Source organism: Lachnospiraceae bacterium oral taxon 096 (genome assembly GCA_018141845.1).
In the GTDB taxonomy this organism is placed as follows: domain Bacteria; phylum Bacillota; class Clostridia; order Lachnospirales; family Lachnospiraceae; genus F0428.
Genome location: CP073340.1, coordinates 1,501,240 through 1,524,204 on the forward strand (window position 1 = coordinate 1,501,240; position 22,965 = coordinate 1,524,204).

The 22,965-nt window shown below is 41.6% G+C and carries 20 protein-coding genes; 19 read left to right on the forward strand and 1 reads right to left on the reverse strand.

What is annotated here, in order from left to right:
- Nucleotides 1–7 precede the first annotated feature (7 nt).
- The 12 genes from J5A74_07460 (at nucleotide 8) to J5A74_07515 (ending at nucleotide 13,312) form a co-directional block, all read left to right on the forward strand.
- Complete coding sequence (locus tag J5A74_07460) at nucleotides 8–1,390, forward strand: HlyD family efflux transporter periplasmic adaptor subunit (GenBank protein ID QUI95221.1); 1,383 nt, start codon at nucleotides 8–10, stop codon at nucleotides 1,388–1,390.
- A gap of 3 nt (nucleotides 1,391–1,393) precedes the next feature.
- Nucleotides 1,394–2,125: an ABC transporter ATP-binding protein gene (locus J5A74_07465; protein QUI95222.1), complete on the forward strand. Its 732-nt coding sequence runs from the start codon at nucleotides 1,394–1,396 to the stop codon at nucleotides 2,123–2,125.
- Complete coding sequence (locus J5A74_07470; protein QUI95223.1) at nucleotides 2,115–3,332, forward strand: ABC transporter permease; 1,218 nt, start codon at nucleotides 2,115–2,117, stop codon at nucleotides 3,330–3,332. Before J5A74_07465 ends, J5A74_07470 begins: the two co-directional genes overlap by 11 nt.
- 158 nt (nucleotides 3,333–3,490) lie before the next feature.
- Complete coding sequence (locus tag J5A74_07475; GenBank protein QUI95224.1) at nucleotides 3,491–5,035, forward strand: YifB family Mg chelatase-like AAA ATPase; 1,545 nt, start codon at nucleotides 3,491–3,493, stop codon at nucleotides 5,033–5,035.
- A complete protein-coding gene (gene dprA, locus J5A74_07480; GenBank protein ID QUI95225.1) occupies nucleotides 5,016–6,122 on the forward strand; it encodes a DNA-processing protein DprA in 1,107 nt (368 codons plus the stop codon). The genes J5A74_07475 and dprA overlap by 20 nt, the downstream gene beginning before the upstream one ends.
- Nucleotides 6,123–6,133: 11 nt before the next feature.
- Nucleotides 6,134–8,212, forward strand: coding sequence for a type I DNA topoisomerase (gene topA / locus J5A74_07485; protein QUI95226.1), 2,079 nt, complete (start codon nucleotides 6,134–6,136; stop codon nucleotides 8,210–8,212).
- Nucleotides 8,213–8,297: 85 nt separating this feature from the next.
- Nucleotides 8,298–9,089 carry a GTP-sensing pleiotropic transcriptional regulator CodY gene (gene codY / locus J5A74_07490; GenBank protein QUI95227.1) on the forward strand — a complete coding sequence of 264 codons (792 nt, stop codon included), beginning with the start codon at nucleotides 8,298–8,300 and terminating at the stop codon, nucleotides 9,087–9,089.
- Nucleotides 9,090–9,231: 142 nt separating this feature from the next.
- Nucleotides 9,232–9,975, forward strand: coding sequence for a 30S ribosomal protein S2 (gene rpsB / locus J5A74_07495; GenBank protein QUI95228.1), 744 nt, complete (start codon nucleotides 9,232–9,234; stop codon nucleotides 9,973–9,975).
- 73 nt (nucleotides 9,976–10,048) lie between these two features.
- Nucleotides 10,049–10,990, forward strand: a complete 942-nt coding sequence (locus J5A74_07500; GenBank protein QUI95229.1) for an elongation factor Ts — start codon at nucleotides 10,049–10,051, stop codon at nucleotides 10,988–10,990.
- 77 nt (nucleotides 10,991–11,067) lie between these two features.
- A complete protein-coding gene (locus tag J5A74_07505; protein QUI95230.1) occupies nucleotides 11,068–11,868 on the forward strand; it encodes a transglutaminase domain-containing protein in 801 nt (266 codons plus the stop codon).
- 12 nt (nucleotides 11,869–11,880) lie between these two features.
- The gene (locus J5A74_07510; GenBank protein ID QUI95231.1) at nucleotides 11,881–12,177 is read left to right on the forward strand and encodes a Dabb family protein; all 297 of its coding nucleotides are present in this window, start codon (nucleotides 11,881–11,883) and stop codon (nucleotides 12,175–12,177) included.
- A gap of 118 nt (nucleotides 12,178–12,295) precedes the next feature.
- On the forward strand, nucleotides 12,296–13,312 hold the full coding sequence (locus J5A74_07515; protein ID QUI95232.1) for a hypothetical protein: 1,017 nt from the start codon (nucleotides 12,296–12,298) through the stop codon (nucleotides 13,310–13,312).
- Between the two features lie 42 nt (nucleotides 13,313–13,354).
- Here J5A74_07515 and J5A74_07520 read toward each other — a convergent pair whose 3' ends face one another.
- Nucleotides 13,355–14,620: a nucleotidyltransferase family protein gene (locus tag J5A74_07520; GenBank protein ID QUI95233.1), complete on the reverse strand. Its 1,266-nt coding sequence runs from the start codon at nucleotides 14,618–14,620 to the stop codon at nucleotides 13,355–13,357.
- Between the two features lie 159 nt (nucleotides 14,621–14,779).
- Between J5A74_07520 and pta the strand changes: the two genes are divergently transcribed.
- From pta to smc, 7 genes are all read left to right on the forward strand, one after another.
- Nucleotides 14,780–15,778 (forward strand): phosphate acetyltransferase, encoded by a 999-nt coding sequence (pta, locus tag J5A74_07525; GenBank protein QUI95234.1) that lies wholly within the window; start codon nucleotides 14,780–14,782, stop codon nucleotides 15,776–15,778.
- Between the two features lie 24 nt (nucleotides 15,779–15,802).
- Complete coding sequence (locus tag J5A74_07530; GenBank protein QUI95235.1) at nucleotides 15,803–17,002, forward strand: acetate kinase; 1,200 nt, start codon at nucleotides 15,803–15,805, stop codon at nucleotides 17,000–17,002.
- Between the two features lie 68 nt (nucleotides 17,003–17,070).
- Nucleotides 17,071–17,250: a 50S ribosomal protein L32 gene (gene rpmF / locus J5A74_07535; GenBank protein QUI95236.1), complete on the forward strand. Its 180-nt coding sequence runs from the start codon at nucleotides 17,071–17,073 to the stop codon at nucleotides 17,248–17,250.
- Nucleotides 17,251–17,398: 148 nt separating this feature from the next.
- On the forward strand, nucleotides 17,399–18,412 hold the full coding sequence (plsX, locus tag J5A74_07540) for a phosphate acyltransferase PlsX (protein QUI95237.1): 1,014 nt from the start codon (nucleotides 17,399–17,401) through the stop codon (nucleotides 18,410–18,412).
- A 12-nt stretch (nucleotides 18,413–18,424) separates the two neighbouring features.
- Nucleotides 18,425–18,655 (forward strand): acyl carrier protein, encoded by a 231-nt coding sequence (gene acpP / locus J5A74_07545; GenBank protein ID QUI95238.1) that lies wholly within the window; start codon nucleotides 18,425–18,427, stop codon nucleotides 18,653–18,655.
- A gap of 70 nt (nucleotides 18,656–18,725) precedes the next feature.
- A complete protein-coding gene (rnc, locus tag J5A74_07550; GenBank protein QUI95239.1) occupies nucleotides 18,726–19,427 on the forward strand; it encodes a ribonuclease III in 702 nt (233 codons plus the stop codon).
- Nucleotides 19,408–22,959: a chromosome segregation protein SMC gene (smc, locus tag J5A74_07555; GenBank protein ID QUI95240.1), complete on the forward strand. Its 3,552-nt coding sequence runs from the start codon at nucleotides 19,408–19,410 to the stop codon at nucleotides 22,957–22,959. Before rnc ends, smc begins: the two co-directional genes overlap by 20 nt.
- Nucleotides 22,960–22,965 lie beyond the last annotated feature (6 nt).

A 22,965-nucleotide genomic window follows, 5' to 3' on the forward strand; every position in this document is an offset into this window, starting at 1 on the left:
GGAGATAATGAAAGGAAAGGAAAAAGATGTTGACGAGCAAATCCAAAAGATGATGGAGCAGCCAAGTGGTAAGATGAAGAAAAAACGAGGTATTGTGGGGAAATTGGTCATTGGTATTGTGGTCATTGTGCTGGCTGTCTTTGCAGTGAAAAAGTTTATGCCAAAGAAAAAAACATTGCCAATGGTCAGTGCACAGATGCTAGAGAAGGGAAATATTGATGACACTTTGGTGATTACAGGACCAATTGAGGGAAGTGACAGTGTAGATATTACTTCAGGTCTTCACAGCAAGGTGACAGAACTTTTAGTGAAAGAAGGTGACCATGTAGAAGCTGGAGCCGTTTTGGCAAAGATTGATCCAGAAGACATTCAAAAGAATATCCAGACAGCAAAGGGAGCTTATGAACTAAAAGTTGCTCAAAAAGAAGCCAAGCAAAAAGAAGATCAAAAGGCCTATGAAAAGGCCTTGGCTGATGTGGACACAGCACAACAAAATTTCAATCGCCAGAGTGAACTTGTTGCCGCAGGGGCAGCTCCTCAGGCTGAGCTTGACAACGCACAAAAGACCTTGGATGATGCCAAGCGTGTGGTGGATGGATTTGATGTAGAGGATGGAAAGGTTATCCCTGATCAGAGCTTTGATATTGACATTCAAAATGCACAAACAGAACTGGATCAGCTCAATAAAAAATTAGATGATGTTATTATCAAGGCACCTATTTCTGGAACCATTACCAGAGTCAATACAAAAGTTGGTCAATTTGCCGATGGTGTCGATGCAACACAAAGTAAGGGCATAATGATGAGCATTGAGAACTTACAGAATTTGCAAATGGAATTAGATATCAGTGAGTACAATATTGGAAAGGTAAAGATTGGTCAGGCAGTGAGCATCAGTGCGGACATCCTTGGAGAGGGCAATACTGTGCGTGGAGAGGTGACTTCCATCAGCCCAACAGGTGAGAAAAAGTCAGAGACAAGTACAGAGAGAGTGATTCCTGTCAAGGTAAAAATTGTCGATGCCAATACGGCACTTATTTCTGGGATTACAGCTAAGGCAAAGATTGTCCTTGATTCAGCTCAGGATGCCTACATTGTTCCGATTTCCGCTATTGGTGATGATGGCACAGGAAAGACGGTGATTCAGATGCTACAACCAGATGGAAATAATGGTTATACCGTACATATTGTACCTGTGGAAACGGGAATTGAAGACGATATCAATGCGCAATTAAAGGAAAATCCAATGCCTGGAGAGGATACAGCTTACTATGTCAAGACCTATGACACAAAATTGATGGAAGGAGAACAGGTTCAACTGCAAACGGGAGAGGATGATTCGGCGACAGCAGGGGATAAGACAAAATCAAGTCAAGAGAAAGTGGAGTAGTCGATGAAAGAAATTATTCGTTTAGAGAATTTGGTAAAAATCTATGACACAGGTGCAGTGCGAGTACTGGGGCTAAAAAAGATTTCTTTGAGCATTCAGCAGGGAGAGTTTGTGGCCATTATGGGGCATTCGGGTTCAGGAAAATCGACATTGCTCAATATTTTGGGATGTCTTGACCGACCAAGCCTTGGCGATTATTATCTTGACGGCATCAATGTGGCCAAGATGAGTCAGGATGAACTCAGCCGTGTGCGAAATGCAAAACTTGGATTTGTCTTTCAGTCCTTTAATTTGATCAGCCGAATGAGCATTTTAAAAAATGTAGAGGTTCCAATGACCTATGCTCGTGTAAAACCATCAAAGCGAAGGGAAAGAGCAATGGAGTTACTTGCAATGGTTGGACTTTCCGAACGAATGAATCATGAGCCAAATGAGCTTTCTGGAGGTCAGCGACAGAGAGTGGCTATTGCCAGAGCACTCTCGAATCGTCCGCCCCTTATTCTTGCAGATGAGCCGACGGGAAACTTGGATTCTCAGGCATCAGTGGAGATTATGGAGCTCTTTGCCCAGTTAAATGCCCAGGGCAATACGGTGATTGTAGTTACACATGAGGACAATATTGCCCAATATGCCCATCGCATTCTCACCTTTAATGATGGCGTGATGATTTCTGATGAAATCAATCAAAATCCAACACCGATTACAGAAGGAGGAGGAATTCATCGTGTTAGTTGAGAACTTCAAGATGGCGGTTGCGGCCATTCTGGCCAACAAAATGCGTGCATTTTTGACGATGTTAGGTATTATTATTGGCATTGGCTCCGTGATTATTACGACGGCCTTGGGAGACAGTGTGCGAAAGATGTTTTCTGACATTTATGCGGGAATTGGTGTGACACAGGGAATGCTCCATATCAGCGGGGAGGATTTTCGAGAGTCCGATTTGTTTACCATAGATGACATTGAAAAGTATAAGAGCGTATTTGGAAAGGATCTTGTCTATATTGATGCCATGGATTCGGCCAATATTGAGTTGAAGACCAATTTAAAGAAGGAGAGCATCTCCCTCAGTGGAGTGCTTGACAATTTTCTTTCCTTACAGCCACAGATGGAGATGGTGGAGGGAAGATTTCTCAGTACTTCAGATGTGGAAAAGAAGCGCACAGCTTGTGTGATTGCAGAAAAAGATGCTATGGAGCTCTATGGGACAAATAATGTCGTTGGACGGACATTTCGTGTTAATTTTAATCAGACAATGACAGAATTTCATATTGTGGGAGTGTATCGCCTAAATATGAGCCCGATTCAGAAATTATTGATGGGCAATACTTTGAGTGGAACCGTGTATGTGCCATGGAGTCTATTTGATGAAGAACATAATAGAGGAATGAGTATTCTTCGCTTTTTTGCAAATCCAAAGATGACCAATGAACAATTGGGAGAATTTAATCGAAGTTTTAAATCCTATGTCAGCAAGACAAAGAAAAGAAGTGAAGGGGAGACTCAGCTTGAATCTGCACAGGAATCTATGACACAGGCCGATGGAGTTTTGAGAGGACTTTCTATTGTTCTTGGTTCCATTGCAGCCATTTCTTTACTTGTCGGTGGTATCGGTATTATGAATATTATGCTGGTATCGGTGACGGAAAGAACAAGAGAAATCGGAACAAGAAAGGCATTGGGTGCAACCACAAAAGATATTTTGACCCAATTTTTAATTGAGTCTGCGGTGCTTTCTATGGTTGGTGGAATGCTTGGCGTTCTCTTTGCTGTCAGTGTCGTTTCCACTGCAGGTGCAATATTAAAGATGAGTGTGGTCATTAGCATTCCAAGTATTGTGATTGCAGTTGGGTTTTCTGCACTAGTGGGTGTGTTTTTTGGTATTTTTCCTGCAAGGAAGGCAGCAAAAAAAGATCCTATTGAAGCATTGCGTTACGAGTAAGCAAGTGACAAGGAGGTGGATTGACTACCTCCTTTTTGCTTGCAATTTTTTTGATTTTGTAGTAGTCTAAATATGTATAAATTCTTGTACAATCTTGGCATTTCGCCAGATATTTTCAATGTTAAGTAAAAATTGGATATTTGATAGGTGGTGAGGCTATGGTCAGTAAGGCGTATGGCGTTGGTATTTATGGCGTTGAGGGTATGCTCGTTTGTTGTGAGACAGATGTTTCCAATGGGCTTCCAGGAATTTCCATCATTGGTTATCTTTCAAGTCAAGTTCGGGAAGCAACCGAGCGTGTTCGCTCGGCCATAAAGAATGCGGGGGTTTGTGTAAAGCCAAAAAAAGTGGTCATTAATTTAAGTCCTGCTGATATAAAAAAAGAGGGCAGTGGTTTTGATTTGACCATTGCGGTGGCGATGTTGCTTGCCTATGGGGCAATGAAATCCACAAAGACAAAAGAGGCAATCTTTGTAGGAGAATTATCGCTTTCTGGAGAAATTTTGCCAGTGCATGGGGCACTTGTGATTGCAGAGACAGCAAAAAAGCATGGGTTTACCCGCTTATTTTTGCCAGTGCAAAATGCAAAGGAAGCCGCAGTGATGGAGGGAATTTCTTGTATTGCTGTGTCAAATTTAAAGGAATTAATTCAAATATGTAATGATCAAGTTTCAGAAGATGATTTTTTGGCTGAAGTAAAGGAAGAGGAAGAAGTTGTGGATGGGGAGGTCGATTTTTCAGACATTTTGGGGCAGGAGTTTGCCAAGCAGGCAACGATGATTGCCGTTGCAGGACATCACAATATTCTCTATATAGGAGCAGCAGGCAGGGGAAAGACAATGCTGGCTATGGCCATCCCTAAAATTATGCCTTTGATGAGCAAAGAGGAGCGACTTGAAATTTCTAAAATTCAATCAATTTGTGGTCTACTGCCAAAAGATTGTGCACTGGTAAAAGCAAGACCATTTCGAGCACCACATCATACGATATCGGCAAGTGCTCTTTGTGGTGGAGGACAAAGACCAAGACCAGGAGAGATTACGATGGCATCAGGAGGTGTCTTATTTTTAGATGAATTTGCAGAATTTCGACCGAATGTATTGGATGGACTTCGCCAGCCCTTAGAAGAAAAATGCATTCGCATTACAAGGTTGGGTGGAAGTTATACTTTTCCAGCAGATTTTATGCTCTGTGGAGCAATGAATCCATGTCGATGTGGGTTTTATCCCGATCGGAGTCGCTGTCATTGTACGCCGGGAGATATTGCTAGATATAGGGGGAGGATTAGTCGTCCCATTGTCGATCGCATGGATATTTGTGTGGAGATCAATGCGAGGGAGAGCGTAAAAATGGAAAAGGGAGAAAGTAGTATAAGCATTCGAGAAAAGATTATGCAGGTGGTGGAGATACAGAGAAAAAGATTTGCAAAGAGCACGATTTTATGGAATGCCCAGATGGATGCCCAAATGATACTTCGCTATTGCCAATTGCTTCCAGAAGATGAACAATTTTTGCAGGAAATTTATGTGCAAAAGGGGATGAGTGTTCGTTCCTTACAAAAAGTAAAAAAGGTGGCAAGGACGATTGCAGATTTTTCCAATAGCGAGCAGATTTTAAGACCTCATTTGGCACAGGCCTTGAGTTTTCGTGTGATGGAAGAAAAATATTGGGGAGGTGAAAGCAATGCAAGTACAAGACATTAGCGATCAGAAGATGCTATTTTTTCTCTCTGAAATTTCAGGGTTTGGGGCAGCAAGTATTCAAAGGCTTTATGAAAAAATTAAGCCACTGTCTCGCTTATTGCATATAGAAGAAAAAGAACTGTTGGAATTTGAAATTTTGCGAAGGGATCAAATTCATGCACTATTGCTGGAGCAAAAAAATTGGCTTGAGATAGAGGAACGCTATCAAGAATTGACAGAGAGAAAAATTGCATTTGTGACACCACTTGAGCCAAATTATCCCGATAAATTGCGACAAATTCATCATCCGCCAATGGGATTATATGTGCGAGGGCAGTTGCCAAAAGAGGAAAAAAAGAGTGTGGCCATTGTGGGGAGTCGAGATGCCAGCGAATATGGAATTTCTATGGCTAGAGAGTATGCCAAGGTATTGGCAGAAAATGGCGTACAAATCATTAGTGGTCTAGCTCATGGTGTGGATGCGGCTGCTCATGCGGGGGCCATTCGTTTTGGGCTCAGTTTTGGTGTTCTTGGATGTGGAATCAATATTGCCTATCCAAAGGAAAACTACACACTCTATGAAAAAATGGCAAAAGATGGCGGAGGAATCATGAGCGAGTATCCACTTGGCACTTCGCCACTGGGGAAAAATTTTCCCATTCGAAACCGAATTATTTCGGGGCTTTCGGACATTGTTTTGGTGATAGAAGCCAGAGAACGATCGGGATCTTTGATTACGGTAGAGCATGCTCTAGAGCAGGGAAAGGAAGTTTTTGCCCTTCCAGGAAGAGTGAGTGATCCGATGAGTAAGGGATGCAATGCCTTGATTTTTCAGGGAGCAAGCATTGCCACTAGTCCAGAGGTGATGATGGAGAGCTTAGGAATATTGCGGGATAAGAAGCTTCAGGTACAGGGTAATTTACAAGATTTGCTTGCAACAAATGAAAAAAGGGTGTATAGTTGCCTCGATTTACAATCTAAATTTTTGGAAGATATTGCCACAGAAGTGAATATGGATTTTGGGGAGTTGACAGCGATTTTACTTGAGCTGGAGTTAAAGGGACTTGTGCGGCAAGTATCGAGCCATTACTATGCAAAAAATAATTAAAGGAGAAGAACATGGCGAGCAGTCTGGTTATTGTGGAGTCACCAGCAAAAGTGAAAACAATCAAGAAATATCTAGGTTCTGGTTATGAAGTTGTTGCATCAAATGGTCATGTGCGTGATTTGCCAAAGAGTTCCATGGGGATTGATATTGAAAATGACTTTGAACCAAAGTATATTACGATTCGTGGAAAGGGAGAGATTTTGGCCAACTTGCGAAAGGCGGCAAAAAAAGCAGATAAGATTTATCTAGCTACTGACCCTGACCGAGAGGGCGAGGCGATTAGTTGGCATTTGTCAAAGGCACTGAAACTAGACGAGAGCGGAAAAAAAATCTATCGCATTAGTTTTAATGAAATTACAAAAAATGCGATTAAAGAGGCCATCAAACATCCAAGGGCATTGGATATGAATCTTGTAGATGCACAGCAGGCTAGGCGTGTACTTGATCGAATGGTGGGCTATATGATTAGCCCTTTGTTGTGGCAAAAAGTAAAGCGTGGACTTTCAGCAGGACGAGTACAATCTGTGGTTCTTCGAATGATTTGTGATCGAGAGGCAGAAATTGATGCCTTTATTCCTAAGGAATATTGGACGATTGAGGGAACGTTTACTTCAAATGTCAGCAAAAAAATTTTGGATGCTAAATTCTATGGCAAAAAGAGTAAGATGGAGATTGCCAGCAGAAAAGAGTGTGATGCTATTTTAGCTGCATTAGAAAATGTGGACTATGTTGTGGATGAGGTCAATGAGGGACAAAGAATAAAGAAGTCTCCATTGCCATTTACGACTTCGACTTTACAACAAGAGGCGAGTAAGACATTAAACTTTTCAACACAAAAGACAATGCGCATCGCACAGCAACTTTATGAGGGTGTAGAGATTGAGGGAAAGGGAACGATTGCCCTCATCACTTACTTGCGTACAGATTCGACAAGAGTAGCTGAAGAGGCTGATGAAAGTGCCAGAAAATTTGTCACAGAAACCTATGGTGCAGAATATGTTATGGATGCTCCGAAAAAGAAGGAGGAGAAGACAAAGATTCAAGATGCCCATGAGGCAATTCGACCAACCGATATCACACTCACACCAGTCAAAGTAAAGGACAGCCTTTCGAGAGAGCATTTTCGGCTGTATCAATTGATTTGGAAGCGCTTTACAGCCAGCCGAATGAAGCCAGCGATTTATAAGACAACTTCTGTCAAAGTAAAGGCGGGGGAGTACTTCTTTACAATGGCAGGTTCCAGTGTCAGCTTTGATGGGTTTATGGGCGTATATAGCTCGGACGAAGAAAAAGAGGGTTCCGATACGGTTATTTCCAAGTTAAAAAAGGGGGATATTCTCGCCAAAAAAGATTTGATCGAGACGCAACATTTTACTCAACCACCAGCACATTATACTGAGGCCAGTTTAGTCAAGGCTCTTGAGGAACAAGGAATTGGACGTCCTTCGACCTATGCACCGACCATTACTACGATTTTGGCTAGGCGCTATATTGTCAAGGAACAAAAAAATCTCTATGTGACAGAGATTGGTCAAGTGGTCAATTCGATGATGGAGAGTCATTTTGCCACCATTGTTGACAAGGATTTTACAGCGAATTTGGAAATGCTTCTTGACTCTATTGGAGAGGGAAAGATGCCTTGGAAGCGAGTGATTGAAAATTTTTATCCTGACCTTGAGGAATCTGTAGAGGTGGCAGAAAAGGAACTGGAGTCCGTGACTATTCGAGATGAAGAGACGGATGTGATTTGTGAAAATTGTGGAAGAAATATGGTCATTAAATATGGACCGCATGGAAAGTTTTTAGCTTGTCCAGGATTTCCAGAGTGCAAAAATACAAAGCCATATTTAGAAAAAATTGGTGTGACCTGCCCAGAGTGTGGGGGAGAAGTCTGTATAAAAAAGACGAAAAAGGGAAGAATTTACTATGGTTGTGAAAATAACCCAACTTGTGAGTTTATGTCTTGGAATCGTCCGACAAATAAGAAGTGCCCAGAATGCGGAAAATATATGGTGATTAAGGGCAATAAATACCTTTGTTCCGATCAAGAATGTGGCTATATGGAAACAATTCCGAAAGAAGAAAAATAACACACAATTATTGCGTATTTATTAGAATTGTGCTAATATTTACTTATCTAAAGTGCTGGAGTATTTCGATAAGGAGGCTTTTGGGATGAGTGTAGAACTATTGGATAAGACGAGAAAGATTAATCAGCTTTTGCATAATAATCATTCGCATAAAGTAGTATTCAATGACTTTTGTGTCGTATTGAGTGGCATCTTAAAGTCAAATATTCTTGTGATTAGCAAAAAGGGGAAGGTTTTAGGTATTGGTGACGATCCAGATACAGAGGATATTCAAGAGATGTTGACCAATCAAGTGGGAGGTTTTGTGGACAGAGCACTCAATGAGCGCTTGCTCTCGATATTGTCGACAAAGGAGAATGTAAATCTAGTCACCTTGGGTTTTGACCGAGAAAATTGTCAGAAGTATCAAGCAATTATTACGCCAATTGACATTGGTGGGGAGAGATTGGGCACACTATTTATCTATAAGTGTGGCGATCCATTTGATATTGATGATATTATATTGAGCGAGTATGGCACAACCGTAGTGGGGCTAGAGATGATGCGCAGTGTCAATGAGGAGAATGCAGAGGAAAATCGAAAAGTACAGATTGTAAAATCGGCAATCTCCACACTTAGTTTTTCGGAGTTATCTGCAATTACACATATTTTTGATGAATTAGAAGGCAATGAGGGCATTTTAGTGGCCAGTAAGATTGCTGACCGTGTGGGCATCACAAGAAGTGTCATTGTCAATGCATTGAGAAAGTTTGAGAGTGCAGGGGTGATTGAAAGTAGATCTTCGGGAATGAAGGGAACCTATATTAAGGTGCTCAATGATGTTGTCTTTGATGAACTAAAGAGAGTAAAGAGTGCACAACAATACGATAATCATTAGGATTTTTCTTGATTTTTAGGAAAGAATATGATATCATCGAATAGCTAATTTAGAAAGCACGTCTGTGCAAGGGTAGGAGCGGTGCCCAAAGGGTACTCCGTGCAGCGCATAGACGGAAGAGAAAAACCAAAGGAGAAAAACAATGAGCGTAATTTCAATGAAGCAATTACTCGAGGCAGGTGTTCATTTTGGACATCAGACAAGAAGATGGAACCCTAAGATGGCTCCATACATCTACACAGAAAGAAATGGTATCCACATTATCGATCTTCAAAAGAGTGTCGGTATGGTCGATGCAGCATACAAGGCAATTGCCGATGTAGCTGCTGAGGGCGGCACAATCCTCTTTGTAGGTACAAAGAAGCAGGCACAGGATACAATTAAGGAAGAGGCTGAGCGCTGTGGAATGTTCTATGTCAATGAGAGATGGCTCGGTGGTATGTTGACAAACTTTAAGACCATTCAGTCAAGAATTAAGAGACTTCAAAAGATTGAAGAGATGAGCCAGGATGGAACATTTGACGTTCTTCCTAAGAAGGAAGTCATTGAGATCAAGAAGGAGTGGGATAAGTTAGAGAAGAACCTCGGCGGTATCAAGAACATGAAGAAGCTTCCAGATGCAATCTTTATTGTTGATCCTAAGAAGGAAAGAATTTGTATCCAAGAGGCACACAATCTTGGCATCGAGTTGATCGGTATCTGTGATACAAACTGCGATCCAGAGGAGCTTGACTATTGCATTCCTGGCAATGATGATGCTATCCGCGCAGTGAAGTTGATCGTGTCAAGAATGGCCGATGCAGTTATCGAGGCAAAGCAGGGCGAGGCAGTTTCAGCAGAAGAGGCTGAGAGTGCAGCAGCTGATGCAGAGACAACAGAGGCATAATTTATTATAAGCACAATAGCCCTGTAGTATTACAGGGCTGTATTTATCATAATTGAGATTGAGGAGGACAAAAATGGCAGCAGTTACAGCAGCAATGGTGAAAGAACTTAGAGAAATGACAGGTGCAGGTATGATGGACTGCAAGAAGGCTCTTGCAGCTACAGAGGGAGATATGGACAAGGCAGTCGATTTCCTTCGTGAGAAGGGACTTGCTGGTGCACAAAAGAAGGCAGGACGTATTGCAGCAGAGGGTATTGTTGCAACCGTTGTTAGTGCAGATGGAAAAAGTGCAGTTGCTGTTGAGGTGAATGCAGAGACTGATTTCGTGGCAAAGAATGAGAAGTTCCAAAGCTATGTAAATGAGGTTGCAGAGCAGGCCTTGACAACAAAGGCAGCAGATATCGATGCATTCCTTGCAGAGCAGTGGGCACTAGATAACTCCTTAACTGTCAATGAGAAGCTTTCTAGCATGATTTCCATCATCGGTGAGAATATGCATATCCGTCGTTTCCAGCAGGTACATGAGGACAATGGTGTTGTTGTATCTTACATCCATGCTGGCGGAAAGATTGGTGTTTTAGTTGACATCGAAACAGATGTTGTCAACGATGCGATTTTGGAGATGGGCAGAAATATCGCAATGCAGATTGCAGCACTTAAGCCACTCTACACATCAGATAAGGAAGTAGATGCTGACTATATTGCTAAGGAGGAGGAAATCCTTCGTGCACAGATTGCCAATGATCCTAAGGAGTCTCAAAAGCCTGCAAATGTAATTGAAGGTATGATTAAGGGACGTATCAACAAGGAGTTAAAGGAGATCTGTCTTCTTGACCAGGCATATGTAAAGGCAACAGATGGAAAGCAATCCGTTGCAAAGTATGTTGAGGAAGTTGCAAAGGCAAATAATGCAAAGATTACGATTAAGTCATTTGTTCGTTTTGAGACAGGTGAGGGTATCGAGAAGAAGACTGAAGATTTTGCAGCAGAAGTTGCAAAGCAGATGGCACAGTAATAGTTTGAGGGAGGACCACCGACTGCAGTCGTGTGGTCTTTTTTCTTAGATAAAGAGTGATTGAGGGAGTGAATAATATGAGAATAGGGCAGATTGTAGCAATTACTGCGGCAATTGTATGGGGGGCATCCTTTTCGGCCATGGCAGATCAAAATACCGTCAGAGCCATTGCCACTGATCTCTATGCAAATGAAAATGATACCACAATTCGGCAATTGGGTATTGATTCGATGGTGGCGAGTGTGACAAAGGCTAATCCTGGCGAGTGGTTTACAAAAGTTGGAGAGTATGCACCGGATGCGAAGTTATTGATGAGTAGCAATGCTGTAGCCTCAACCTATCCTTATGCTTTTGCAAAGCGTGGGGACAAGGTGTTTGTGGCACTGGCCAATGCCAATACAGAAGAAAATATTGCTCAAAATGAGCAATACATCCATACCCTCTACAATGTCGCAAAGAAAATAAAGACCAAGACAGCAAATATGGATGAGTTTTCAAAGGCAAAGTATATTGCAGACTATATTTGTACGCATTCGTCCTATGACTATACGCACAGCAATTATGGGGCGGCGCCAATGTTAGCTACAGGAAAGGGAACTTGTCAGTCCTATGCGGCGTTGTTTTATATTTTGGGACGCTATTGTGGATTGCAGACCAATGTCGTGGCTGGGCAATTTAAGACAGGCAGCGTGACAACGAATCATACATGGAATGAGATCAACATTCAGGGAAAATGGATGTTTGTCGATTTGACCTCCTTTGATACCAAGCAAGATGCCCAGTACCTATTTCAGCCAATCGAGAAGGAAAGTCAAATCTACACTCAATATACAGGAAATTATGATCAGGTATTTGAGGTGTTTAAGAAAAACCAATAGGAGATGGAGAAGATGTTAAAGCATATTGTGATGTGGAATATAAAAAAGGAAGTCAAGGATGTTGAAAAAGTAAAAAGAGAAGCCAAGGAAGCTATTGAAGGCCTATATGGAAAGGTGCCAGCAATTCAAAAGATTACTTTTGTTACCGAGACCTTGCCAAGTAGTAACATGGATGTTGCGGTCATTGCAGAAGTCAAAGATGAAGAGGCACTAAAGGCCTATGCCACCCATCCGCTTCATGTGGAGGCAGGAGAAAAGTTTATTCGCCCATTTATGGAAAATCGCAGTTGCATTGACTTCTTTTATTAAATTTTTTTCTATATTTTACGAAAACATTACAAAATATGAAAAACCTTGCAACCCATTGTAAATAATGGTATAACTACAATTGTTTTGAGGTTAAAATAAGAAGAAGGAGTGTTTTACAATGAGAAAGAATTTAAATAAGACACGTGTAGCTATTGCTACTGGTGCAGTAGCTTCCATGATGGCCTTTGGTGTCGTAGCACTTGTTAACAGCAATCCAGTTGATACATTTGCGACAACATCTGCAGCATCAAACAGCAATACAAGACCAGTGAACCCAGCAAACAACAATGGTACAAGACCAGTGAACCCAGCAAACGACAATGGTACAACACCAGTGAACCCAGCAAATAACAATGCTCAGGCACAGGAACAGTTGAATCAATTACTTGCTGCTGTCAATGGCAAAACAGGTGCACAGGCAAAGCAGATTTTGGATGCAAAGTTTGGTAGACCAGCATCTACAACAAACAGTGTTGTCGATGGAAAGCCAGCAACAACTTATAACTATGTAATTCCAGCAGGATTTACTTCTGCAAGAATTACGGTTACAGAGAAGGATGCAAATGGCAACTTGATTGCAACTTACTACTACAATGTTCCTGTAGGTAATAGCAATGCAAATACAAATACCAACACAAATACCAACACAGATACAAGAACAGCAACACCTTCAGACTTAAGACGCAGAAGCACTGGCGGCGGAACGAAGTCATCAGGTGGCGGTTCAGGCTCCTCAACTCCAGGTAGAAGAGTGGACACAAATGGAACAAGCCAGAATACAACAAATAACACAACTACAGATAACACAACATCAAATGTAACTCCAGGTTACACAACTGATGATACGGCTACAGTAGATGGTGCTCCAGCAAATCGTGGATTCAATGGAGCAAATGGTGTTAAGGGAAATGCTGGTGTCAATGGTGCAAATGGTGCAAGAACAAAGTCTGGTGTCAATGGTGTAAGTGGTGCTAAGTCAAAGTCAACAAAGGGCGGCGTAGCAGGTACATCTGATGTCAGAAAGGGCAAAGTGCCAAAGACAGCTGATCAGTTTAACCCAGCATTGTATCTTGGTTTATTTGCTATTGGTGCAACAGGTGCAGCAGTAGTAGCAAAAAAGAGAAAAGAAGACTAATTCTTTTAAAAGAGAGCAGGCTTTAGGCCTGCTCTTTTTGCATTAAATGATGACCAGTGGTTGCTGGTAGATATTGGGGAGTTCTTCGCTATAGCAAGAATAGTAGAGGGCACGGTATAGATGAGCAGCGTGAACTTCACAGAAGAGAAGTTTGAGGGCAGTGGGAGATGTTGAGAGGATATGATTGGCATCGGCGAGTTTGCTGATGATGGGGATGGAGGAATTTTTCTTTAGTTGAGTGAGTAGATCAGAAGATTCCTTTTTAAAGCCGATTAGTCTTGCATAGGGGGCTAGTTTTCCCTCCTTGTATTCGAGCATATCTTTTTTTGTGATTCCCAAAAAGATATGGAGCAGTGCACGGCTAACCCGAGAAAAGGTGTATTGTTTGGGCTTTATATTGGTGATAAATTCTTCATAATTACTACCTTGGCGAATATAGTTGATGATTCGCCTTGATAACTCATGGCTGACATCAAAAAAATGACTTAGGGGAGTATCATCATATTGTAGCATGAGAATGCGATAAAATATCGGGTCACAGAGAATATCTCGAGGAAGCGGCTTTGCTTCTTTGAGCAGAGAAAGAACACTATGAGGAACAAAGGGAGAGTAATCATTGTGATGCTGAAAAATAGAATTTCTTATGGCCGAGGCTGAAGCAAAGTCTTGAAATTTTGGCAGGGAAGTATCGTGGTAGCTACTGCCCATGCGAGGAATGGCAATGGGAAGGATGGGGGAGCGATAATTTAATTTGGCTTTCATGTACTCAATGCCAAGGATGTTGTTGGGGCTTTGGAGAATTTCTTTGTAGCGAAATCGTTCATCGCTTGAAAGACCATCTTCTTTCATCTGTGCAAGGAGAGCCCCTTCTCTTGCTTGGGGAAAACTGCTGCCAAGGAGTAGCAATTCCTTTAGGTGAAGTTGATAGGTGGGACTTTCATTTTTTAGCAATGAGGCAAGGTAAAGTAATTCCTTAGCACTTGCTCCCTCTGTGCCAAAGCTAATATAGGGAATACCAAGACTTCCAAAGAGATTGATGCCATAGCTGGCAAAATCTTCAGCACTGGCACAGGAAAAGGGAGCGGGCATTTCAAATACAGCATCAGCACCACCGAGTAGAGCCATTTTTGTGCGGGTGTGGCTGTTAAAAATGGCAGGTTCTCCGCGCTGAGTAAAATGACCACTCATCAGCACAACAACAAAGTCTGCGTCGGCCATTTCTTTTGCTCTTTGAATTTGGTAGGCATGACCATTGTGAAAGGGATTGTATTCGGCAATAATACCAATCACCTTTTTTTGATTTTCCATAGTATCCTCCAGTTATTTTTTCCATAACTTTAGCAGATAAAACAAAAGTTGTATAGTCAAAAAAACAAAATTTTGCTTGAATTATCTGCAATCACTATACTATAATTATAAAAGTGTATTTCAATACGCTTTATGCGATGATATGAAAGGGGTAATACAATGGGAGTAATGGAACAAATTAAGGCTAGGGCAAAAAAAGCAAATAAGACAATTATCTTGCCAGAGTCTATGGATCCAAGAACATTTAAGGCAGCAGAGGCCGTGTTAAAGGAGGGAATTGCCAATATCATTATTATTGGTACCCCTGAGGAGATTGAAAAGAATTCTGCTGGTTGTGATATCTCAAAGGCCACAATCATTAATCCACACACCTATGAAAAGACACAGGAGTATGAGGATCTATTTGTAGAGCTTCGCAAGGCTAAGGGCTTGACTCACGAAGAGGCAAGAAAAACGATGCTTACAGACTATGCATACTATGGTTGCTTGATGATTAAAAATGGTGATGCCGATGGTATGGTCAGTGGTGCTTGTCACTCATCAGCCAACACACTTCGCCCATGTTTACAGATTATTAAAACAAAGCCAGGCACAAAGTTGGTATCAGCTTTCTTCTTGGTGGAAGTGCCAGATTGTGAGTTTGGTGAGAAGGGCACATTTGTATTTGCGGACTGTGGTCTTGAGCAAAACCCAGATCCAGAGAAACTTGCCGCAATTGCTCTTTCTTCTGCAGACAGCTTTAAGCTTTTAGTTGGCAAGGAGCCAAAAGTTGCTATGCTCAGTCATTCTTCAAAGGGAAGTGCAAAGCATGCAGATGTCACCAAGGTGGTTGAGGCAACAAAACTTGCACAGGAACAGGCACCAGAACTTTTGCTCGATGGTGAGTTGCAGTTGGATGCCGCAATTGTTCCAGAAATTGCAGCAAGCAAGGCACCGGGTTCAAAGGTTGCGGGACAGGCCAATGTATTGGTATTTCCTGATCTTGATGCAGGAAATATTGGATATAAGTTGGTTCAAAGACTTGGCAAGGCAGATGCTTATGGCCCAATGTGTCAGGGTATTGCAAAGCCAGTCAATGACCTTTCTAGAGGTTGTTCTTGGGAGGACATCGTTGGTGTTGTAGCCATCACAGTTGTACAAGCACAAGCAGACGAATAATCAATAATTAAGGAGATTATCAACATGAAGATTTTAGTTATTAATTGTGGAAGTTCTTCACTGAAATATCAATTGATTAGTATGGAGACAGAAGAAGTTCTTGCAAAAGGACTTTGTGAGAGAATCCATATTGAGGGATCAAAATTGACACATCAAGTTCCAGGAAGAGAAAAGTATGTGGTGGAAGAGCCAATGCCTGATCACACAGTAGCTATTAACCTTGTACTTTCTGTGTTGACAGATCAAGAGCATGGAGTCATTACAGATAAGAGTGAAATCTTTGCTGTGGGACATCGAGTATTACATGGTGGAACAAAGTACAGTGAGTCCATTATTATTGATGAGGATGTAAAGGCAAAAATTAGAGAGTACTTTGACCTTGGTCCTTTACATAATCCAGCAAACCTTATGGGTATTGAGGCCGTAGAAAAGTCAATGCCAGGTATTCCAAATGTAGCTGTATTTGATACTTCTTTTGGTATGAGTATGCCAGAGAAGGCTTATCGCTATGCAATTTCTAAGGAGTACTACGATAAATATTCAATTCGTCGCTATGGTTTCCATGGAACAAGCCATATGTATGTATCAGGTGAGGTTATTCAATTTGCCAATCTTGACCCTCAAAAGGCCAAAGTGATTGTCTGCCATCTTGGAAATGGTTCATCAGTTTCTGCGTCTATTGGTGGAAAGTGCATCGATTCTTCTATGGGTCTTACCCCACTTGAAGGATTGATTATGGGAACTCGTTCGGGAGATATTGATCCTGCATTTGTACAATTTTTGTACAATAAAGAGGGCAAAAATCCAAATGAAGTTTTGGATATCTTGAACAAGAAATCAGGAATTCTTGCAATGGGCGGATATCAATCTTCTGACTTTAGAGATGTCGAGAGTGCAGCGGCCGATGGCAATCCAGATGCAAAATTAGCAATGGAGGCCTTTGGCTATCGCTTGATTAAGTATATTGGAGCGTATATCGCAGCACTGGGCGGTGTGGATGCCATTGCCTTTACAGGTGGTATTGGAGAGAATGATATGCGTGTTCGCCAAGAGATCGGTGATGCCTTTGGATATATGGGTATCAAGATTGATCCAGAGAGAAATCACATTCGTGGAGAGGCAAGAATTATTTCAACAGATGATTCTACAGCAAAGGTTGTTCTATTCCCTACCAATGAGGAGCTTGCCATTGCAAGAGAGACAAGACGACTTACAGAGAAATAGTGATTGACAAACATCCGTGTCGTCTGTATAATATAAAAGTCGTAATCAGGACGCAAGGAGGTGTTTTCATGTCAATTTGTCCAAAGAATAAGACTTCTCGTGGAAGAAGAGATAAAAGAAGAGCGAACTGGAAGATGTCTGTTGCTAGTCTTGCAAAGTGTCCAAAGTGTGGAGAGCTTATGCTTCCTCACAGAGTCTGCAAGAACTGTGGAACATACAACAAGCGTGAGATCGTTACAGTTGAATAGTGGATTGATTAAGCGTAAAAATGTGCCGACCCCAATTGTTAGACTATGCAATTGGTGGTCGGCATTTTTTTCTGAATACTTATTGATATTTGCTTCATTATCGTATATTATGAATTTGTCGCGACAATATAGAATATAGAGGTGAGACATGGTAACAGTAGCATTAGATGCAATGGGCGGAGATCATGCACCAGACGAAATCATTCAGGGTGGTCTTGATGCCTTACAGAAGAACCCGAACATACGAGTAAAGATGGTTGGCGTAGAGGAGACAATTGCACATTATCTGGAGGGAAAGGATTATCCAAAGGAGAGAGTAGAGATTGTGCCAGCCACAGAGGTGATTGAGACAGGAGAGCCCCCAGTGGCCGCAATTCGAAGTAAGAAGGACTCCTCTATTGTGGTCGGTATGCAGCTTGTTCGAAATGGGGAAGCGGATGCCTTTGTTTCTGCGGGAAGTTCAGGTGCAATCTTGGTCGGCGGACAAGTGATTGTGGGGAGAATTAAAGGAGTGGAAAGACCCCCATTGGCACCCGTAATCCCAACAGCCACAGGCGTTTCTCTCCTCATTGATTGCGGAGCAAATGTAGATGCCAAGCCAAGTCATCTTGTGCAATTTGCTCGAATGGGATCTATCTATATGGAAAAGGTTGTCGGAATTAAAAATCCTCGTGTGGCCATTGTCAACATTGGTGCAGAGGAGGAAAAGGGCAATGCATTGGTCAAGGAGACATTTCCACTGCTCAAAGAGCTAAAGGACATCCATTTTATTGGAAGTATTGAAGCGAGAGAAATTCCAAAGGGAGGTGCAGATGTCATTGTCTGTGAGGCCTTTACAGGAAATGTTATTTTAAAATTATATGAGGGACTTGGGGATACATTGCTCAAAAAAATTAAGGGAGCACTCCTAAAAAACTTACAGACAAAAATTGGTGCATTGCTCATCAAATCTTCTTTGAAGGAGACATTAAAGTCCTTTGATGCCAGTCAATATGGTGGAGCACCATTACTTGGATTAAAGGGATTGGTTGTCAAGACACATGGAAATTCCAAGGCATTGGAAGTGTGCAATTCGGTTTTACAATGTGTCAAGTTTAAGGAAGAAAGAATTAATGAATGCATAAGAGACAGCCTAGTAGAGACTGCAGAGGAAAGGAAATAAGGGGATAAAAAAGTGGAATTTGAGAAGTTAAAAAAAATTGTGGCCGAGGTTTTAAATGTCGATGAGAATGAGATTACAATGGACTCCACATTTGTCGACGACCTTGGTGCGGATTCCCTAGATATTTTCCAGATTATTATGGGGATTGAAGAGGAATTTGATATTGAAATTCCGCAAGAAGTTGCAGAAAACATTACTTCTGTGGCCGATGCGGTCGAGCAAATTAAGAATGCAACAAACTAATTTGACCAGATGTAGGGAGGTCACATATCCGCCGATATGTGGCTTCCCATTTTAGAAAGTGAGGAAAATAGTGAAGAAAAAGTTGATGGAGTTACAAGGAGCCATTGGCTATCACTTCCATGATGTGACACTCTTAGAACATGCACTATCCCATAGTTCCTATGCAAATGAAAAGCGATTGGGAAGAGCTGGATCAAATGAACGATTGGAATTTTTGGGCGATGCTGTGCTTGAACTTGTCAGCAGTGAGTTCTTTTTTAAACTCTATGCAGATAAACCAGAGGGAGATTTGACAAAAATTAGGGCAAGTTTTGTGTGTGAGCCAGCACTTGCCTATTGTGCAGAGCAATTTCACCTCGGAGAGTATCTCTTACTGGGAAAGGGAGAGGAAGCCACGGGAGGAAGAAGTCGTGCGAGCATTGTCTCTGATGCGTTTGAGGCCCTGATTGGTGGCATTTATTTAGATGGTGGTTTTGCTAGTGCAAAAGAGGTGATTGACCGATTTATCCTAAGCGATATTGAGGGCAAACAATTCTTTTATGATAGCAAGACGATCTTGCAAGAAGAGGTGCAAAAGGAGGGACAGAGCGTGGAGTATGTCCTTATTTCTGAGCATGGACCAGATCATCAAAAGATATTTACAGTGGCTGTCTTTGTTGATGAGAAGGAATATGCAAGGGCTAGTGGCACAAGCAAGAAGAATGCGGAGCAACTTGCAGCTTATGAGACATTGAAGATATTGGGGAAGGTAAATGTATCTAAAAAAGATTGAAGTGCAGGGATTTAAGTCTTTTGCCAATAAAATCCTGTTTGAATTTCACAACGGAATTACAGGTATTGTTGGACCGAATGGTTCAGGAAAAAGCAATGTTTCTGATGCTGTGCGTTGGGTACTTGGAGAGCAAAGTGCCAAGCAGCTTCGTGGTGGGAATATGCAAGATGTTATCTTTGCGGGGACAGAATTAAAAAAACCACAGGGATTTGCTTATGTTGCGATAACACTCGATAATGCGGACCGAGCACTGAGTATTGACTTTGACGAAGTAAAGGTTTCAAGGCGGCTCTATCGTTCGGGCGAGAGTGAGTATCAAATCAATGGTTCAGCTTGTAGGCTAAAGGATGTTCAAGAAATTTTTTATGACACAGGAATTGGAAAAGATGGCTACTCTATTATTGGTCAGGGGCAAGTAGACAAAATTTTAAATGGAAGACCGGAGGAAAGGCGAGAGCTCTTTGATGAGGCGGCAGGAATTACCAAGTACAAGCGAAGAAAGACCTTGGCGAGCAAGAAATTGGAGAGCGAGAGGGCAAACCTTGTGCGTATCAAAGATATTTTGTCTGTGTTAGAAAAACAGGTTGGCCCTTTGAGAGAGCAATCGGCAAAGGCAAAGGAATATCTTCGATTGAGGGATGAACTTAAGCACTATGATGTCAACTATTTTCTTTGTGAGATGGATGCAATTTCGACACGCATACAGAGCTTAGAAGAAAAAAAGCAAATAATAGAGGGCGATGTCAATGAGACAAAGTCAAGGCTTGTGCAATTAAAGGCTTCCTATGAGCGGATGGAGAGGGAAATTTCCAATATTGATATTTTGTTGACTTCGAATAGGGAGAAAGTTGCACTTTCCAATGTCAGAGAAAAAGAGTTATTTGGTCAAATCGATGTATTGAGAGAGCAAGTAAAGAGCGAAGAGAAAAACATCGAACATATCCACACAAGAGTTTGCACCATTGATGCAGAGATTTCCCAAAAGCAGGAAGGATTTACAAAGTTTCAATCCGAAAAGGAGAACATTGAAAGCGAGCAAAGAGAGCTTGAACAGAGGAAGAAGAAGGTATTGCTTGCCTTGGAAAAAATAGATGGACAAATTGCAAGGATACAAGAGGCTGTGGAGGCCCAAAAGCAGAGCCATCTCGATTACAAAGAAAAGCGTGCGAAATTAATTGCTGAAGAGCAAAAGATGGATTCTTTTTTGGAACAAGTTCGATTGCGAAGTAGTGAGGTATTACAAAAATTACTGAAGGTAAAGTCAAAAGAAAGTGCCATTGGAATGAAGAGAGAACAAAAAATGGCACTGCTTTCTTCTTTGGAGGAAAAGCTTGACCAATTGGAAGGGCAAAAGCAAACCCTTTTGCATTCTTTGCACGAAAGAGAAGAAAAAAAGGTTGAGGAAGAAAGAGAATTTTCAGTGCTTCAAGAACAGGTGCAACACTGCCGTGTAAAACTTGAAACTTTGCAAAATATTGCTGAACACTATGAGGGCTATGGCAATGCCATTCGCCGTGTCATGGAGAAAAAGTCTGAAGGCGTGTGTGGCGTTGTGGCAGATTTGATAGAGAGCGAACAGAAATATGAGCAAGCTATTGAAACCGCACTTGGCGGTCGCATTCAAAATGTAGTCACTAGGGATGAAGAAACAGCAAAGGAGCTGATTTTATATCTAAAGAAGAATCGCTATGGAAGGGCAACATTTTTGCCATTGACAGCCATTCCCAAAAGGGGGAGCGGAAAAGATGAGAATGTGCGACAAGAAGAGGGCGTTCTTGGAATGGCCAGTGAGCTCGTTCGCACGAGGTCGGAGTATCAGCCACTCATTCAATCTTTGCTGGGAAATATCTGGGTGGTAGAAAATATTGACAGAGCCATTGCGATGGAGAGAAAGTATCGCTATGAACTTCGCATTGTGACATTGGACGGAGAGCAGTTTAGCCCAGGTGGAGCAATGAGTGGCGGTGCATTTAAAAATTCTAACAATCTCTTGGGAAGAAAGAGAGAAATTGAAGAGTTAGAAAATCAATTTCTTGTGGCAAAGGAGAAATGGAATCTCCAAAAAGAAAGACTAAAAAAGAGTCAGGAAGAGATTTTGTCCATTCAAAAGCAATTGGAGCAGATAAGAAGCCAAGTTCAGGAAAAGCTCATTGAAAAAAATACCCTAGATATGGATATTCGGGGATTCGATCAGCAAATAGAGGAAATTAGTCATTCGACAAAGGATATGGAAAAAGAAAACAGACTTCTTTTAAAGCGGGCAAAGGAGCTTGAAAATGAAAAGGTGTTGATTCAAGAAGATATTGAAAGGATCGATGACCACAGCCAAGGAATTGATCAAGATGTTCAAGAACTCTTGCATCATTTCGATGAAAAGAAGAGTGAGCAGGAGAAGACGAGGGAGGAAATGGCGAAAATAGAACTTTCCCTTTCAAAGCTTGGGCAACAGATGGTCTTTGCCAATGTCAATGCAGAGCGAGTGGAGACAGAAAAGCGTCAATTGATGGAGGAAAAAGAAGGATTTGATGAGAGCGAAAAGGGCTCGAGAGATAAAATTGCAACAAGGCAAAAAGAGATAGAAAATCTTCAAGTGGAGAGAGAGACTCTGTTGGCCCAGGTGGAAAAGATAAGAGAGGTACTCGATAAAAAGTCAAGGGAAAAGCAAGAATATCAGAGCAAACAAAAGAAGTTCTTTGATCAGCACGAAGAGATTGCTGAGCGGGAGAGAGCACTGGATAAAGATTTTGTGCGACTGACGAGTCAACTAGAAAAGAGCAAAGATGATCAGACAAGTTTAGTGAAGCATATTTGGGATGAGTATGAATTGACCAAGGAGGGAGCACAGAAACTTAGGGATGAGGGGCTTTGTGATCTTTTTCATATACGAAAGCATATGGAAAAATTGCACAAGGACATTCGCCTACTTGGAAATATCAATGTCAATGCGATTGATGAATATGAAGCGGTATTTGGTCAATATGAGCAGATGAGCATTCAGCACAATGATATTGTGGAGGCAGAAAAAAATCTCTTAAAGGTAATTCAAGATTTAGATTTAGGGATGCGACAGCAATTTGCCGAAAAATTTGGATTGATACAAAAAGAGTTTGATGTTGTATTTAAAGAGCTATTTGGTGGTGGACATGGAAAGCTAATTTTAGATGAGGAAAGTGATATCTTGGAGGCGGAAATTCGCATTATTTCTCAGCCACCGGGGAAAAAATTGCAAAATATGATGCAACTTTCTGGTGGAGAAAAGGCTTTGACTGCAATTTCATTACTTTTTGCTATTCAGAATTTAAAGCCATCACCATTTGCCTTGCTCGATGAGATTGAGGCGGCACTGGATGATTCCAATGTCGACCGCTTTGCTAAATATTTACATAAATTGACAGATCACACGCAATTTATTGTGATTACACACCGAAGGGGAACGATGGTCGCGGCCGACCGCTTATATGGCATTACTATGCAGGAAAAAGGCGTTTCCACATTGGTCTCTGTAAATTTAATTGAAGATAGTTTAACCTAGGGGGAA

Bases quoted from the DNA above. Each gene is read 5' to 3' on its own strand.
- J5A74_07505 (QUI95230.1), top strand. From the start codon at position 11,068: ATGAGAATAGGGCAGATTGTAGCAATTACTGCGGCAATTGTATGGGGG.
- J5A74_07515 (QUI95232.1), top strand. From the start codon at position 12,296: ATGAGAAAGAATTTAAATAAGACACGTGTAGCTATTGCTACTGGTGCA.
- dprA (QUI95225.1), top strand. From the start codon at position 5,016: ATGCAAGTACAAGACATTAGCGATCAGAAGATGCTATTTTTTCTCTCT.
- plsX (QUI95237.1), top strand. From the start codon at position 17,399: ATGGTAACAGTAGCATTAGATGCAATGGGCGGAGATCATGCACCAGAC.
- codY (QUI95227.1), top strand. From the start codon at position 8,298: ATGAGTGTAGAACTATTGGATAAGACGAGAAAGATTAATCAGCTTTTG.
- smc (QUI95240.1), top strand. From the start codon at position 19,408: ATGTATCTAAAAAAGATTGAAGTGCAGGGATTTAAGTCTTTTGCCAAT.
- J5A74_07530 (QUI95235.1), top strand. From the start codon at position 15,803: ATGAAGATTTTAGTTATTAATTGTGGAAGTTCTTCACTGAAATATCAA.
- J5A74_07475 (QUI95224.1), top strand. From the start codon at position 3,491: ATGGTCAGTAAGGCGTATGGCGTTGGTATTTATGGCGTTGAGGGTATG.
- J5A74_07500 (QUI95229.1), top strand. From the start codon at position 10,049: ATGGCAGCAGTTACAGCAGCAATGGTGAAAGAACTTAGAGAAATGACA.
- J5A74_07465 (QUI95222.1), top strand. From the start codon at position 1,394: ATGAAAGAAATTATTCGTTTAGAGAATTTGGTAAAAATCTATGACACA.
- J5A74_07520 (QUI95233.1), bottom strand. From the start codon at position 14,620: ATGGAAAATCAAAAAAAGGTGATTGGTATTATTGCCGAATACAATCCC.
- J5A74_07460 (QUI95221.1), top strand. From the start codon at position 8: ATGAAAGGAAAGGAAAAAGATGTTGACGAGCAAATCCAAAAGATGATG.
- topA (QUI95226.1), top strand. From the start codon at position 6,134: ATGGCGAGCAGTCTGGTTATTGTGGAGTCACCAGCAAAAGTGAAAACA.
- J5A74_07510 (QUI95231.1), top strand. From the start codon at position 11,881: ATGTTAAAGCATATTGTGATGTGGAATATAAAAAAGGAAGTCAAGGAT.
- rpsB (QUI95228.1), top strand. From the start codon at position 9,232: ATGAGCGTAATTTCAATGAAGCAATTACTCGAGGCAGGTGTTCATTTT.
- rpmF (QUI95236.1), top strand. From the start codon at position 17,071: ATGTCAATTTGTCCAAAGAATAAGACTTCTCGTGGAAGAAGAGATAAA.
- pta (QUI95234.1), top strand. From the start codon at position 14,780: ATGGGAGTAATGGAACAAATTAAGGCTAGGGCAAAAAAAGCAAATAAG.